At 59.8% G+C, this 13,276-nt stretch carries 11 protein-coding genes; 4 read left to right on the top strand and 7 right to left on the bottom strand.

Features of this window, described 5'->3' with window-relative positions:
* Positions 1-26: 26 nt before the first annotated feature.
* On the bottom strand, positions 27-320 hold the full coding sequence (locus tag ACA068_RS27350; RefSeq protein WP_497306058.1) for a fructose-bisphosphate aldolase: 294 nt from the start codon (positions 318-320) through the stop codon (positions 27-29).
* 592 nt (positions 321-912) lie between these two features.
* A complete protein-coding gene (locus ACA068_RS27345) occupies positions 913-1,581 on the bottom strand; it encodes a polysaccharide lyase family 7 protein (RefSeq protein WP_497306056.1) in 669 nt (222 codons plus the stop codon).
* Positions 1,582-1,904: 323 nt separating this feature from the next.
* Here ACA068_RS27345 and ACA068_RS27340 point away from each other — a divergent pair, with 323 nt between their 5' ends.
* From ACA068_RS27340 to ACA068_RS27330, 3 genes are read left to right on the top strand one after another with little or no spacing between them, the layout of a single operon-like run.
* Positions 1,905-4,028 carry a putative bifunctional diguanylate cyclase/phosphodiesterase gene (locus ACA068_RS27340; RefSeq protein ID WP_497306055.1) on the top strand — a complete coding sequence of 708 codons (2,124 nt, stop codon included), beginning with the start codon at positions 1,905-1,907 and terminating at the stop codon, positions 4,026-4,028.
* Positions 4,029-4,074: 46 nt separating this feature from the next.
* Complete coding sequence (locus ACA068_RS27335; RefSeq protein WP_497306053.1) at positions 4,075-4,566, top strand: M48 metallopeptidase family protein; 492 nt, start codon at positions 4,075-4,077, stop codon at positions 4,564-4,566.
* A gap of 13 nt (positions 4,567-4,579) precedes the next feature.
* Positions 4,580-4,876, top strand: a complete 297-nt coding sequence (locus ACA068_RS27330) for a winged helix-turn-helix domain-containing protein (RefSeq protein ID WP_090178776.1) — start codon at positions 4,580-4,582, stop codon at positions 4,874-4,876.
* 96 nt (positions 4,877-4,972) lie between these two features.
* Here the strand turns inward: ACA068_RS27330 and ACA068_RS27325 are convergent, their stop codons facing one another.
* Complete coding sequence (locus tag ACA068_RS27325; RefSeq protein WP_497306051.1) at positions 4,973-5,425, bottom strand: GNAT family N-acetyltransferase; 453 nt, start codon at positions 5,423-5,425, stop codon at positions 4,973-4,975.
* Positions 5,426-5,682: 257 nt separating this feature from the next.
* Between ACA068_RS27325 and ACA068_RS27320 the strand changes: the two genes are divergently transcribed.
* Positions 5,683-6,420: a substrate-binding periplasmic protein gene (locus ACA068_RS27320; RefSeq protein ID WP_497306049.1), complete on the top strand. Its 738-nt coding sequence runs from the start codon at positions 5,683-5,685 to the stop codon at positions 6,418-6,420.
* A gap of 123 nt (positions 6,421-6,543) precedes the next feature.
* On the opposite strand, the gene yccS is transcribed toward ACA068_RS27320, so the two are convergent.
* The 4 genes from yccS to mdtD all read right to left on the bottom strand — a co-directional run bounded on the left by yccS (position 6,544) and on the right by mdtD (position 13,188).
* Positions 6,544-8,727, bottom strand: coding sequence for a YccS family putative transporter (yccS, locus tag ACA068_RS27315; RefSeq protein ID WP_497306047.1), 2,184 nt, complete (start codon positions 8,725-8,727; stop codon positions 6,544-6,546).
* Between the two features lie 263 nt (positions 8,728-8,990).
* On the bottom strand, positions 8,991-10,169 hold the full coding sequence (locus ACA068_RS27310) for a BaiN/RdsA family NAD(P)/FAD-dependent oxidoreductase (RefSeq protein ID WP_497306045.1): 1,179 nt from the start codon (positions 10,167-10,169) through the stop codon (positions 8,991-8,993).
* A gap of 148 nt (positions 10,170-10,317) precedes the next feature.
* Complete coding sequence (gene dbpA / locus ACA068_RS27305; protein WP_497310674.1) at positions 10,318-11,655, bottom strand: ATP-dependent RNA helicase DbpA; 1,338 nt, start codon at positions 11,653-11,655, stop codon at positions 10,318-10,320.
* Between the two features lie 105 nt (positions 11,656-11,760).
* Positions 11,761-13,188: a multidrug transporter subunit MdtD gene (mdtD, locus tag ACA068_RS27300; protein WP_497306044.1), complete on the bottom strand. Its 1,428-nt coding sequence runs from the start codon at positions 13,186-13,188 to the stop codon at positions 11,761-11,763.
* Between the last annotated feature and the right edge of the window lie 88 nt (positions 13,189-13,276).

Here is a 13,276-nt window from a genome sequence, read left to right as displayed (position 1 = left end):
GATGCGGGTTTTTTATTGTCTGATTTTTACTGCTGCTTAGGCGTATCAAATCCGCGCTGTTCGATGACCCCAAAAACGTCGGCAATGTCCTGAACCATAATTCGGGCAATGTTAGTGACGGTGTTGATGTCGTGTTCTGCATAGTCCGGCAGGCTGGTGCAGGCCATGAGGTTCAGATATTTGAGGACGGCGTTGAGGCGTTCGCTGACGCAGTTGTGGAGTTCGCGTAGAGGGGCGTCGTTGTCGATGAGCAGGACGGGGTAGTCTGTTGCGAGTTGGGACATTGGGGTGAAGCGGCGGGGCGGTTTGTTCATGGTCATAAGTAAATCTTCCTCGTATCTGAAAGAAGAGCTACTACCGTTCGCTGCGAAACGATTGGGGTGGTAGCTATGTGCGGGTTCGCAGACCAGGGATACGAGGAACCCGGCAGACCCGAAGGTCTCCCACACACAGCCACCATAAAAAGGAGGGCGAGCGTTTAAGCGCCCCTTTTTTCGAGGCGCTAGGTTACTACACGTATCGTCAGGGCTGCGAAACCCTATCGCCAACAATGTCAGCGACAGGCCAACTTTAGACAGCGATTCGGGTAGCCGCAATCGGGCTGTAGGACGTGAATGCGGTCATTGTGGCAAGGGCACTCGTTCCCGTTCGGCGACGCAGGCGCCGTAAATCGGGGGGTGTGGTGTGTCTGGGGGAATCAGGTGGCAGGATTTGGGGCTACTTCGTAGCCCCGCGGGAGCAAGCTCCCTCGCCACAGTCGGAGGCGTCCTACACTTTTTTCGGACGCTGTAGCAGCTGTCGAGCCTGCGAGGCTGCGTCCGGCTGCGCAGCAGTCGTCAAGAGATTGCGAGGACTTCGTCCTCGGACGCAGCCTCGCGCAGCTCGACAGCTGCTACAGGGGCAGAGGTGTTTTTACTTGTCGTGATCAATATCCAGCTTGCTGAACGTCACTTTCCCGCCTTCGCTGGTGTACCCGGTGTGGTCTTGCACATAGACCCCGGCCTTGAAATACAGTGGCTTGTCACGCCACGTCGCGCTGATGTCGGTGTCCCACTGATAACCCGCCGCACTAATGCCCAGCGCGCCGCCTGGGCTCAGGTGGATGAGGTAGGAAAACTCCCGGTCAAGTTTCACCCCGGTGGCGATGGTGATGATCCGGCCTTCGCCGTCATCCGGGCGCATGCGTACCTTGGCGACGATGTTGCCCGACTGTGTGCTGGTCTTGTACTGATACTCGAGCTTCACCATGGGTTTCTGGCTTTCATAGGCGTGGATCTGGCCGATGACGATTTTGCCTGAGCTCGGTACCTGGTTGACCGCGAGGGTGGCACGCAGTGAGTTGTCGGCGTCCGGGTAGAGCCAGTTGCGCAGGGTGCCGTTACTGTAGGTTTCGCGCAGTTCGGTGCGAGGGTACTTTGCGTTTTCAGTTTTAGACCCGGTGACCGGGGCCCAGAAAAACAAGGTGCCGGTGTCGGAGTGGAAGTATTGATCCTTGAAGCCATCCACCAGTTTTGACGTGTCAACGGTGTACGGCGGATTGCCGACGGGAACACTGAGGTTCCAGGTTGCGAGATCGATCATAGACAAAAGCTTCCACGGATTTTTTACTGCACGCACGTGCCAGAAGCTCTGGCACGCGCCTTGGGGGCAATCCTTATAAGCGCAGAAGTTCAATTTGTTAATGCGTAAATGACAAACGGATGGCGTCAAAATCCTGTTAAAAGGCCATCTTTCCCGGTTTCAGGGGGCTGTAGAAGCGACCGTTAGTCGGCAAATGTACTCGATGGTTAAATGATGGCGCACTGATAGCTTCTGCTTTAGCGGATCCCGGTCTAGAGTGAAGGCTCAGTATTTGTCCGGTTTTCACGAGAAACCGGCCTGACGCCCCGAATAAGAGAAGCAGCATGGAATGCGCGCACCCCACGCCAGCTGAAGGCAGCTCGATCCTTTTAATCGTTGATGATTACCCCGAAAACCTGATCAGCATGCGTGCGTTGCTCCAGCGCCAGGATTGGCAGGTCATTACCGCAGCTTCCGGTTTTGAAGCCCTCAGTCTTTTGCTCGAACACGATGTCGACCTGGTGCTGCTGGATGTGCAGATGCCTGGCATGGACGGTTATGAAGTGGCGCGTCTGATGCGCGGCAGTCAGCGAACCCGTCTCACACCGATTATTTTCCTGACCGCCAACGAACAGTCCCAGGACGCCGTGATCAAGGGCTATGCCAGTGGTGCGGTGGATTACCTGTTCAAGCCGTTCGACCCGCAAATTCTCAAGCCCAAAGTACAGGCGTTGCTCGAGCATCAGCGCAATCGCCGTGCGTTGCAGCGCCTGAGCCACGATCTGGAGGTCGCTCGCGCGTTTAATGCCTCGGTGCTAGACAATGTCGCCGAAGGCATCCTGGTGGTGGGTGAGGACGGTCTGATCCGCTTTGCCAACCCGGCGATGTCGCGGTTGCTCAATGCCACGGTGCAAGACCTGCAAGGCAGAGAGTTTCTGGATTTCCTGCAGAAGCCGCACATCCCGGTCTGGGCGGACTCAGACTTTTACACCGGCTACAAACGCGGCGAAACCCTGCGCCTGCACGACGCGTTGCTGCGAACGGCGCCCGGCCAGCAAGTGCCGGTGGCGCTGTCTTGCGCGCCATTGCCCAGCGAACAACATGCGATGGTGGTGACGGTGCTGGACATGTCGGTGGTGCGCCATCTGCATCAGCAACTGGAGTTCCAGGCGGTGACGGACCCGCTGACCGGGCTGCTCAATCGTCGCGGCTTTTACCAGACGGTGGAGAATCTGCTGCTGCGCGGTGAACGGTCTGACAGCGCTTGGGTGCTGCTGTACCTGGACCTCGATGGATTCAAGCGCGTCAACGATTCCCTCGGTCACGATGCCGGCGACCGGGTGCTGCGCTGGGTGTCCGAGCAATTGAAAGCCTGCCTTCGGCCCTTCGACATTCTGGCGCGTATGGGTGGCGATGAGTTCACGGCGTTGCTGGATCTGGAGTTCCCGGAGCAAGCAGCGAAGATTGCCGAGAAGCTCATTGAACGGGTGTCGATCTGTCAGCAGATTGATGGTCTGGATATCGCCTTGGGCGCCAGCATCGGCATCGCCACTTTCCCGGATTGCGGTTCCAATCTCGACGGTTTGCTACGTGCGTCGGACATCGCCATGTACGAGGCCAAACGCGCCGGCCGTCAGCAGTACCGTTTCTATGATCACGAAATGAACGGCCGGGCCCGCTCGCGGCTGATGCTCGAAGAGAGCGTGCGCACGGCCATCGAGAACCGTGATTTTAATCTGGTGTACCAGCCGCAGGTCGCCATCGACAGCGGGCAGATTCGGGGGTTCGAGGCTCTGCTGCGCTGGCAACACCCAAGTGTCGGCGATGTACCGCCGGGGCTGTTTTTGCCGTTGCTGGAAGAAGCGCGGCTGATCAGTCGTCTGGGCAGCTGGATTTACCATCGCGGGGCCGGCCAGCGCAAAGCCTGGGAAACCTTGTTTGCCGAAGACCTGGTTCTGGGGGTGAGTTTGAGCAGCACCCAGTTCGGCATGCCCAACCTGGTCACTGAATTGCGCCAGGTATTGGAACGTCACGGCTTGCAACCGCGTTATCTGGAAGTCGAAGTGACGGAAGAAGCGTTGATGCAAAACCCCGAAGAAACCCGCAAGACGCTGCGCTTGCTGCGCAATCTCGGGGTGCGGGTGGCGCTGGATGACTTCGGCACCGGACCTTGCTCGCTGGCGCATCTGCGCGACCTTGAGCTGGACACGCTTAAGCTTGACCGACATTTGATCGCCCGATTGCCGGCGTCCGAACGGGATGCGGCACTGGTGCGCAATGTGATCGACCTGTGCAAGCAATACGGGATGCTGGTGATTGCCGAAGGGGTGGAAACCATTGCGCAATATGAATGGCTGCAAGCCAACGGCTGCCAGTACGTGCAAGGTTTTCTGGTGGGGCGGCCGATGATGGCCGAGGACGCTAGCGACTTTGTGGCGCCGTTTGACTGGAGCGCGCTGACCCGCTGAATTCGCTACACTGGCGACCTTTTCGTGATTCGTGTTGCCGACCCTGATGACCGCGTTGAAATACCTCCAGGCCTATCCCGCTGCGTTGCAGGACCAGGTGCGCCAGCTGATCGCCGAAGGTCGGCTGGGCGACTACCTGAGCCAGCGCTACCCGGAAAAACACGCGGTGCAGAGTGACAAGGCGCTGTACACCTTTGCGTTGGACCTCAAGCAGGAATACCTGCGCAATGCGCCGTCCATCGACAAGGTGCTGTTCGACAACCGCCTCGACCTGACCCATCGCGCCCTTGGCCTGCACACGACGATCTCGCGGGTGCAGGGCGGCAAGCTCAAGGCCAAGAAGGAAATCCGCGTGGCCTCGTTGTTCAAGGAAGCGCCCTCCGAGTTTCTGAAAATGATCGTGGTGCATGAGCTGGCGCACTTTAAAGAGTCGGATCACAACAAGGCGTTCTACAAGCTCTGCGAACACATGTTGCCGGGGTATCACCAGGTGGAATTTGATCTGCGGGTGTACCTGACGTGGCGGGATATGCAGTAAAGGGAGTGTCTGGATGGATGTAAGCAAGACCAAGAGCAGCTTCTATCGCCGGTTGTACGTGGCGTACCTGATCGACAGTGGCCTGGCCAGCAGCGTCCCGGCGCTGACCGAAGTGACCGGCATGCCCCGGCGCACGGCGCAGGACACGATTGCGGCGTTGGCGGATCTGGACATCATTTGCGAGTTCGAGCAGGAAGAGGGCGCGCGCAATCATGCGGGGCGCTATCGGATCCGCGAGTGGGGGGCGATTGATCGGGGGTGGATCGAGCGTAATTTACGGCAGATTAAAGCGGTGCTCGAGTATCCCTGAGTTCTTCGATGATACAGCTGGCGCCATCGCGAGCTGGCTCGCTCCCACATTTGACCGCGGTCCCCTGTGGGAGCGAGCCAGCTCGCGATGAGGCCCTCAAGGACGACGCATCCCGATATGCGGAATGTCATCCTCCAGAAACTCCTCACCCGACACCACAAACCCGTACCGCCCGTAATACCCCTGCAAATGCGCCTGGGCCGAGAGATAGATCGGCACCTCAGGCCAGCGTTTCCCGGCCTGCTTCAACCCCTGGGCCATCAAATCATGTCCCAGTCCGGCGCCACGGGCGCCAGGCGCTATAATCACCCGCCCGATCACCACGTCTCCGCCCTGCGTTTCCGGATCGAGCAAGCGCAGGTAGGCCACCAGCCGATCCCCGTCCCACGCCATCAAATGGCAGGTGTCACCTTCCAGATCCTGGCCATCGACATCCTGGTAGGCGCATTTCTGTTCGACGACGAACACTTGCGCACGTAACTGGAGAATGGCGTACAGCTGCTCTTTCCCCAGATCGCTGTGGTGTTTGCAGACCCAATCGATTGTCATCTTCACTTTCCTTGAGCAACGTCCTTCGGATACTAAGCGTCCTGGCGATAGATGTCTTTATGGTGGAGAAATCTGTGACAAAGGCCAAAATGCCATCATTCATCTCGCGCGGCGCTGTCTTCTTTGTGTAATCTGCAATGAAGCGCTGTGCAGTCGCTCCCATGAGCTAATGTTGAGTACCTGAGTGTCGGTACATGAGTCTTGGAGTTTTGGCAGAAAAACACACCGGGCAGCCCGCCCGCTAAGGATTTTCTAGCATGCCGCGATTGCATCGAGCGTTTGCTTTGATTGGATTGCTGTTGCTGACACAAAGCGCGGCAGCGGAAAGGCTGCGTCTGGTCGCCGACGCCTGGCCGCCGTTTACCGACGCCACGCTGGTCAACGGTGGCTTGGCCACCGACATCGTCAGCACTGCGCTGGCCCGGGCGGGCTACGCCAGTGATTTTGAACAGGTGCCTTGGGCGCGAGCGTTGCTCGGCGTCGGCGAGGGCCGTTACGACGTGCTGGTCAATGCCTGGTACACCGACGAGCGCACCAAGCTGGGCCAGTTCTCCGGCGAATATCTGCTCAACCGCGTGCGCTTTCTCAAGCGCAAAGACGCGCCCATCGAATACAACAACTTGCAGCAATTGCACACTTACCCGATTGCGGTGGTGCGCGGTTATGCCTATTCATCGGAATTCGACGACGATGTGTCGCTGCAGAAAGTCCCTGTGCATAACTTCGCCATGGCCGTGCGCATGGTCGCGGCCGACCGGGTCAAGTTGACGCTGGAAGACGAATACGTGGCCCGTTATTACCTGGCTCGGGAATCATCCAAGGTGCGCAATGCCGTGGAGTTCTTGCCCAAGGCGTTGAGCGAGAACAGCTTGCACATATTGGTCAGCCTGAAAAATCCGCAGCATGAACAGATCGTCGCCGGTTTCGATCGCGAGATTGCCGAGATGAAGGCTGATGGCAGTTATGAGCGGTTGATGAAGCAGCATGGGATGTAAGCTTCGGTGAGGCTGATGGCCCCTTCGCGAGCAAGCCCGCTCCCACAGGGCCTTTGTGTCACACAATAGATCAATGTGGGAGCGGGCTTGCTCGCGAAGGGGCCCGCCCAGTCACCGGAGATCTCAGGCTTCACTGGTGTCCTTGATCAGATGCGCCGCCAATGTCCGCAACGGCCCCAACTGCCGGCAGATCAACGCCAACTGCGTCTGCACCAACCGCTGCCCTTCATCGTTCTCATCCGGCATCTGCTCCAACTCATTGGCCAGCGCCTCTTCGGCATCGCTCTGAATCGCAATCGGCTGTTTACTCGCCAACCCGTGGGCGATCTCGTCGATGCTGGTCGCCAGAGTCACGCCCGCGCCGTCGATCAAAAGCTCGCGCACATCCGGCGGTAACTGGGTTTCACGGTGCGCACCCAATCCAGACAAGTAGCTGAGCAACGTGTGCGACAGCACCAGGAAGCGAAACCCGACATCCGCTTCCTTACGGAAATGCCCCGGCTCCATGAGCATGTTGGCTAACGTCGTCGACAGTGCCGCGTCAGCGTTGTGCGCATTACGTCGGGCCAGTCGATACGCCAAGTCGTCGCTCTTGCCGGCGGCGTATTGCTGCATGATCTGGCGCAGATAAATGCTGTTGCAGGTCAGGGTATTGGCCAGCACTTTATTCAGGCGTCGGCCCTGCCAGTCCGGCAGGAACAGGAATACCGCGAGCCCGGCGACCAGGCTGCCGAGCAAGGTGTCGAACAGCCGCGGCAGGAACAGCCCGTAACCATCACCGACCTGATTGAAGCAGAACAGCACCATCAAGGTGATCGCGGCGGTCGCCAACGTGTAGCGGGTGGTGCGGTTGATAAAGAACACCACCCCGGCAGCAATTGCGAAGCACGACTGGATCAAGGGATTGGGGAACAGATCGAACAGCGCCCAAGCCACCGTCAGGCCAATTGCGGTGCCGATGATCCGTTGCCCGAGTTTGCGCCGGGTAGCGCCGTAGTTCGGTTGGCAGACAAACAGCGTGGTGAGGATGATCCAGTAACCCTGCGAGGGGTGAATCAAGTGCACCATGCCGTAGCCGATGCTCAGCGCCAGGGGCAGGCGCAGTGCATGACGGAACAGCAGCGAGGTCGGCGTCAGCTGCGTGCGCAAGCGAATCCACACATCCTTGAGGTTGCGCGGCGAGCGGTCGAGCAGGCTGCTGTCGGTGGCGTCGGCCAAGGCGTCGGGGTTGCTGGCATCGCTGAGCAAACGGTCGAGGGTGCCTAGGTTGGCGGCCAATGCCCGCAATGAACGCAGCAGACCGCGCCAGGCCGGGTTGCTCTGGATGCGCAGGTGTTCGATGGAGGCGTGCAGATCGCTCAGCGCTTCGGCGAAGCTGGCGTCATAGATGAACGGCTGGCGCATCTGGATCGATTCCGCCAACGCCCGGCAGGCTTTGCCTTGCTGGCGCAGCAGGCGCTGGCAGCGGAACAGCACGTCGCTGTGAAAGAACGCCTCGGCCAGCGCGTTGTAAGGGTAGTGCGAAGAGCTGGCGCGCTCGTGGATGTCTTGGGCGAGGAAGTACAGCTTGAGGTAGCGGCTGACTTTCGAGCCCGGCCGTCCATTGCCGACCCGGTGCAGGATGATTTCCTTGGCGGCGTTGAGCGCCGCCACCACCCGACCGTTTTGCTGCGCCAGTTCCAGTCGGCGCGCTTCCACGTCCATCTGCCGGATCGGCTCGAACAGCGATGCTTTGAGTTTCAGGTAATAACCCAATTCTCGGAACAACCGCGCCAGGCTCTGCTGCACCGGCTGGTTGGAAAACATCGCCTGCCACAGCACCGAGAGCAAGCCGTACCAGGCCGCACCGGCCACCAGCAGCACCGGTTCGTGCCAGAAGTCGGTGACCGCACCGCCGCGCTGGTCCACGCCGATCATGGTGTAGACCGACAGAATCAACGTCGCCGAGGCTATCGCGCCATAGCGCTCACCGAGGGCGCCGAGCATGGTCAGGCCGAAACTGGCGAGGGCCAGGGCGATGATGAAGATGATGGGGTAGGGGAAAAGCAATTCGACGGAGAGGGCGGCGACGCTGAAGCACACCAGCGTCACGGCCAGCGCATTGAGGCGGCCTTGCCAACTGTCGTCGGTCTCGGCCAGGGCGCTGGCGATGATCCCCAGGAACAATGGGATCAGCAGCCCCATTTCATCCTGATACCAACAGACGGCCATGCTGCCGGTCAGGGCGATGAACACCCGCACGCTGTAGCTGAATTTATCCAGCGCCCAGAGACGGCGCAGAGACTGACGAAATGAGGTCGATGACATGAAGTGCGAAGGCCTTCCGAGGCAATGCCGCTAAATTGAGCCAGTAATGACGCCGACGCAATGGCGCCGATCACATCTGACAGCAAAATCTGTTCCTTGATTGTTCTCTGTTCTCTGTTCTCTGTTCTCTGTTCTCTGTTGTCTGTTCGGACGCCTTCGCGGGCAAGCCTCGTTCCTACAGGATCGAGGTTTGCCGTAATTTTATATACGACGCATAACCTGTAGGAGCGAGGCTTGCCCGCGAAGAACGATAACGCGGTCGATCAGACGTATTGCGCGGCAGCGTATCCGGAGGCCCAGGCCCATTGGAAGTTGAAGCCGCCCAGGTGGCCGGTCACATCAAGCACTTCACCGATGAAATACAGGCCAGGGCTTTTCAGCGACTCCATGGTCTTGGACGACACTTCATGAGTGTCGACACCGCCCAAGGTCACTTCCGCAGTGCGATAGCCTTCAGTGCCGGCAGGAACCACTTTCCAGCTCGCCAGTTTTTCGGCGATGTCGGCGATTTCCGCATGGGTGTATTGCTTCATCGGTTTGGAGACGAACCAATTGTCCGCCAGCAGGTTGGCCATCTTCTTGGTGAAGATTTCACCGAGCAGGGTTTTCAACTCGCTGTTCGGGCGTTCGGCTTGCTGCTGTTGCAGCCAGCTTGGCACGTCGTGGTCCGGCATCAGGTTGATCTCGACCGTGTCGCCGGATTCCCAGAACGAGGAAATCTGCAAAATCGCCGGACCACTGAGGCCGCGGTGGGTGAACAGGATGTTCTCGCGAAAACTCTGCTCGTTGCAGCTCACCAGGCAATCCACCGAGGTGCCGGACAGCTCGGTGCACAGTTCCTTGAGCTGATCGGTAATGGTGAACGGCACGAGGCCGGCGCGGGTCGGCAGCAGGTCGTGACCGAACTGCCTGGCCACTTGATAACCGAAGCCGGTGGCGCCCAGGGTCGGGATCGACAGACCGCCCGTGGCGATCACCAGGGATTCACAGGTCAGTTGGCCGAGCGTGGTGTCCAGCAAGTAACCGCTCTCGAGCTTCTCGATGGTCTGGATCGAGGTGTCCAGGTGCAGGCTGACGCCGACCTGATCGCATTCGGTGAGCAGCATCTCAAGGATGTCGCTGGATTTGTTATCGCAGAACAGCTGGCCGAGTTTCTTCTCGTGGTATGGCACGCCGTGCTTGGCGACCATGCCGATGAAATCCCACTGGGTGTAGCGCGCCAGTGCGGATTTGCAGAAGTGTTCGTTCTGCGAGAGGAAATTGCCCGGTTCGGTGTACATGTTGGTGAAATTGCAGCGGCCACCACCCGACATCAGGATTTTCTTGCCGGCCTTGTTCGCATGGTCGAGCAACATCACCTTGCGCCCACGCCCGGCGGCGGTCAGCGCACACATCAACCCTGCGGCGCCAGCGCCAATGATCACGACTTCGGTAGAGCGCAAAACGGTGTCCTCACTCAAATCTCAGGATTTACCCCGATCCCTGTAGGAGCGAGGCTTGCCCGCGAAGAACGATAACGCGGTGAATCAGACACACCGAGTGTTCGTTCTTCGCGGGCAAGCCTCGCTCCTACAAGGGGCCGCGGCGTTCTTAGAGGATGCGAACGCGCAGCGAACGGCCTTTGATCTTGCCGTCGTTCAGGCGCTGCAAGGCTTGCTTGGCGATCCCGCGTTCAACAGCCACATACGCCTGGAAGTCGAAAATCGCGATCTTGCCGACCTGAGCGCCCGGAATACCGGCATCGCCCGTCAACGCACCCAGAATGTCGCCCGGACGCACTTTGTCTTTACGGCCCGCGCCGATGACCAGCGTGCTCATCACCGGCAGCAGCGGTGCGCCGCCCTGGGATTTGAGGTTGTCCAACTGATCCCAGCTCAACGGCGACTTCTGCAGTAGCTCGATGGCCTGGGCGCGGTGGGCTTCGGACGGCGCGACGAGGCTGATCGCGATGCCTTTCTCGCCAGCACGACCGGTACGGCCGACACGGTGAATGTGGATTTCCGAATCACGGGCCAGTTCGACGTTGATCACCATGTCCAGCGCGTCGATGTCCAGGCCGCGAGCGGCAACGTCGGTGGCGACCAGAACCGAAGTACTGCGGTTGGCGAACATCGCCAGCACCTGGTCGCGGTCACGCTGTTCCAGATCGCCGTGCAGGCCGACGGCGGAGATGCCTTTGGCGGTCAGGTGATCAACGGTTTCCTGAACTTGCTGCTTGGTGAAGCAGAAGGCGACGCAGGACGCCGGACGGTGATGCGCAAGGACTTTGACCACTGCGTCCATGCGTTCTTCCGGGGAAATCTCGTAGAAGCGCTGCTCGATCTGCGTGTCGTCGTGGAACGCTTCAGCCTTCACGATCTGCGGGTTACGCATGAATTTCGCCGCCAATTGCTTGATGCCCGTCGGGTAGGTGGCGGAGAACAGCAGGGTCTGACGGCGTTCAGGGCTCTGGGCGATGATTTCTTCGATGGAATCGTAGAAACCCATGTCGAGCATGCGGTCGGCTTCGTCAAGGATCAGGGTATTCAGGCCATGGAGAATCAGCGAACCCTTGCGCAGGTGCTGCTGAATACGACCCGGGGTGCCGACGATGATGTGCGCGCCATGCTCCAAAGAGCCGATCTGCGGGCCGAAAGCCACGCCGCCGCACAGGGTCAGGACCTTGATGTTGTCTTCGGCACGGGCCAGACGACGGATTTCCTTGGCGACCTGGTCGGCCAACTCGCGAGTCGGGCAAATGACCAGCGCCTGGCAACCGAAGAAGCGCGGATTGATCGGGTTCAGCAGGCCGACACCGAAGGCAGCGGTCTTGCCGCTGCCGGTCTTGGCCTGGGCGATCAGGTCCATTCCCTTGAGGATCACCGGCAAGCTTTGCGCCTGGATCGGCGTCATCTGGGCATAACCGAGGGAGTCGAGGTTAGCCAGCATGGCGGCGGACAGCGGCAAAGTATTAAAAGCGGTGGCGATGGTGGTCACGGGACTGGCCTGCAAAACAAAATGTCGCGCAGTGTATCAGTCCCGTGGCCATTCGCCCTAAGGCTCTATGTGCTCTTCCGGACGTTTGACGCGCCGTCCGTCTTCCTTTGAGAGCTGGGAGAAGATCGTCGCGGCCAGCATTGCCATGATTCCGACGGTCACAAAGGTCAGCTGGAACGCGCCCAAAACCGTGTCCACGCCATCATTGCCGACTTCTGCGGTGAACCCGCCGAGCAAGGCGCCGGCGCAGGCAACGCCCAGGCTCAGGGACAATTGCGCGACCACCGACAGCAGGCTGTTGCCGCTGCTGGCGCTGGCGTCGTCGAGGTCGATCAGGGTCACGGTGTTCATGGCGGTGAACTGCAAGGAGTTGATCGCCCCCAGAATCGATAGCATCACCAGCAGCAACCAGTACGGCGTTTGTTCGCTGACCAGCCCCATGCTCGCCAGCATCAGCCCCAGCGCCAAGGTGTTGCCGGTGAGCACGATGCGATAGCCCAGGCGTTCAATCAGCGGTCGCGCCACCGACTTGGCGACCATCGCCGCAGCGGCCAGCGGCAACATGCTCATCCCGGCCTGGGATGGCGAATATCCAAGCGCCACTTGCAACAGCAACGGCACGAGAAACGGCAGGGCACCACTGCCCAGTCGAGCGAAGAGGTTACCGAGGATGCCCACGGCAAACGTCCGGGTCTTGAACAGCGACGGCGCGAACAGCGGATTTTCGATGTGCCCGGCCCGCAACCAGTACGCCGCTAGACAGGCCATGCCGCCGAACAGCAGCAACATCACGCGCAAGTGCGGCAGGTGCAATTCGCCGAGACCTTCCATGGCGACGGTGATCAGCACCATCGCCGCACCAAACAGCAAAAAGCCCAGGCTGTCGAAGCGGGTGCGTTCAGTGCCGCGCAGGTCGGGGATGAATTTCCACACGGCGTAGCAACCGACAGCGCCGACCGGCAGGTTGATCAGGAAGATCCAGTGCCAGGTCAGGTATTCCACCATCCAGCCGCCCATGGTCGGCCCGATCAACGGACCGAGCAGGCCGGGAATGGTGATGAAACCCATAATCCGCACCAACTCCGAGCGTGGGTACGCCCTGAGTACCACGAGTCGCCCGACCGGCAACATCAATGCCCCGCCCAGGCCCTGAATCACCCGGGCGCCGATCAACATGCTCAGGGTGCTGGACAAGGCGCAGAGCAATGAGCCGAGGCTGAACAGCAAGATGGCACCGAAGAAGATTTTCTTGGTGCCGAAACGGTCGGCGATCCAGCCGGAGGCGGGGATCAGCAAGGCGACGGTGAGCATATAGGCAATGATCACGCCCTGCATGCGCAGCGGATCCTCGGCCAGGTCCCGGGCCATGGCGGGCAGGGCGGTGTTGAGGATGGTCCCGTCGAGGGATTGCATGAAGAACGCGATGGCGACGACCCAAGGCACCCAGCGGGCGGTGACAGCGTCGAGAGGCGGGCGGTTAGGCATGGGACCTCTTGTGGGTTGAAATTAATGCAAGGTCAAGGCTGGCACTGACCTCTGTGGCGAGGGAGCTTGCTCCCGCTCGGCTGCGAAG

It is taken from the genome of Pseudomonas sp. LBUM1660 (assembly GCF_059695935.1).
Note: the sequence above shows the minus strand (reverse complement) of the source record. Positions and strands in the feature narration are given on the sequence as shown.

Coding starts and splice junctions, on each gene's coding strand:
- ACA068_RS27350 (WP_497306058.1), bottom strand. CDS start 320: ATGACCATGAACAAACCGCCCCGCCGCTTCACCCCAATGTCCCAACTC.
- ACA068_RS27345 (WP_497306056.1), bottom strand. CDS start 1,581: ATGATCGATCTCGCAACCTGGAACCTCAGTGTTCCCGTCGGCAATCCG.
- ACA068_RS27340 (WP_497306055.1), top strand. CDS start 1,905: ATGGAATGCGCGCACCCCACGCCAGCTGAAGGCAGCTCGATCCTTTTA.
- ACA068_RS27335 (WP_497306053.1), top strand. CDS start 4,075: ATGACCGCGTTGAAATACCTCCAGGCCTATCCCGCTGCGTTGCAGGAC.
- ACA068_RS27330 (WP_090178776.1), top strand. CDS start 4,580: ATGGATGTAAGCAAGACCAAGAGCAGCTTCTATCGCCGGTTGTACGTG.
- ACA068_RS27325 (WP_497306051.1), bottom strand. CDS start 5,425: ATGACAATCGATTGGGTCTGCAAACACCACAGCGATCTGGGGAAAGAG.
- ACA068_RS27320 (WP_497306049.1), top strand. CDS start 5,683: ATGCCGCGATTGCATCGAGCGTTTGCTTTGATTGGATTGCTGTTGCTG.
- yccS (WP_497306047.1), bottom strand. CDS start 8,727: ATGTCATCGACCTCATTTCGTCAGTCTCTGCGCCGTCTCTGGGCGCTG.
- dbpA (WP_497310674.1), bottom strand. CDS start 11,655: ATGCTGGCTAACCTCGACTCCCTCGGTTATGCCCAGATGACGCCGATC.
- mdtD (WP_497306044.1), bottom strand. CDS start 13,188: ATGCCTAACCGCCCGCCTCTCGACGCTGTCACCGCCCGCTGGGTGCCT.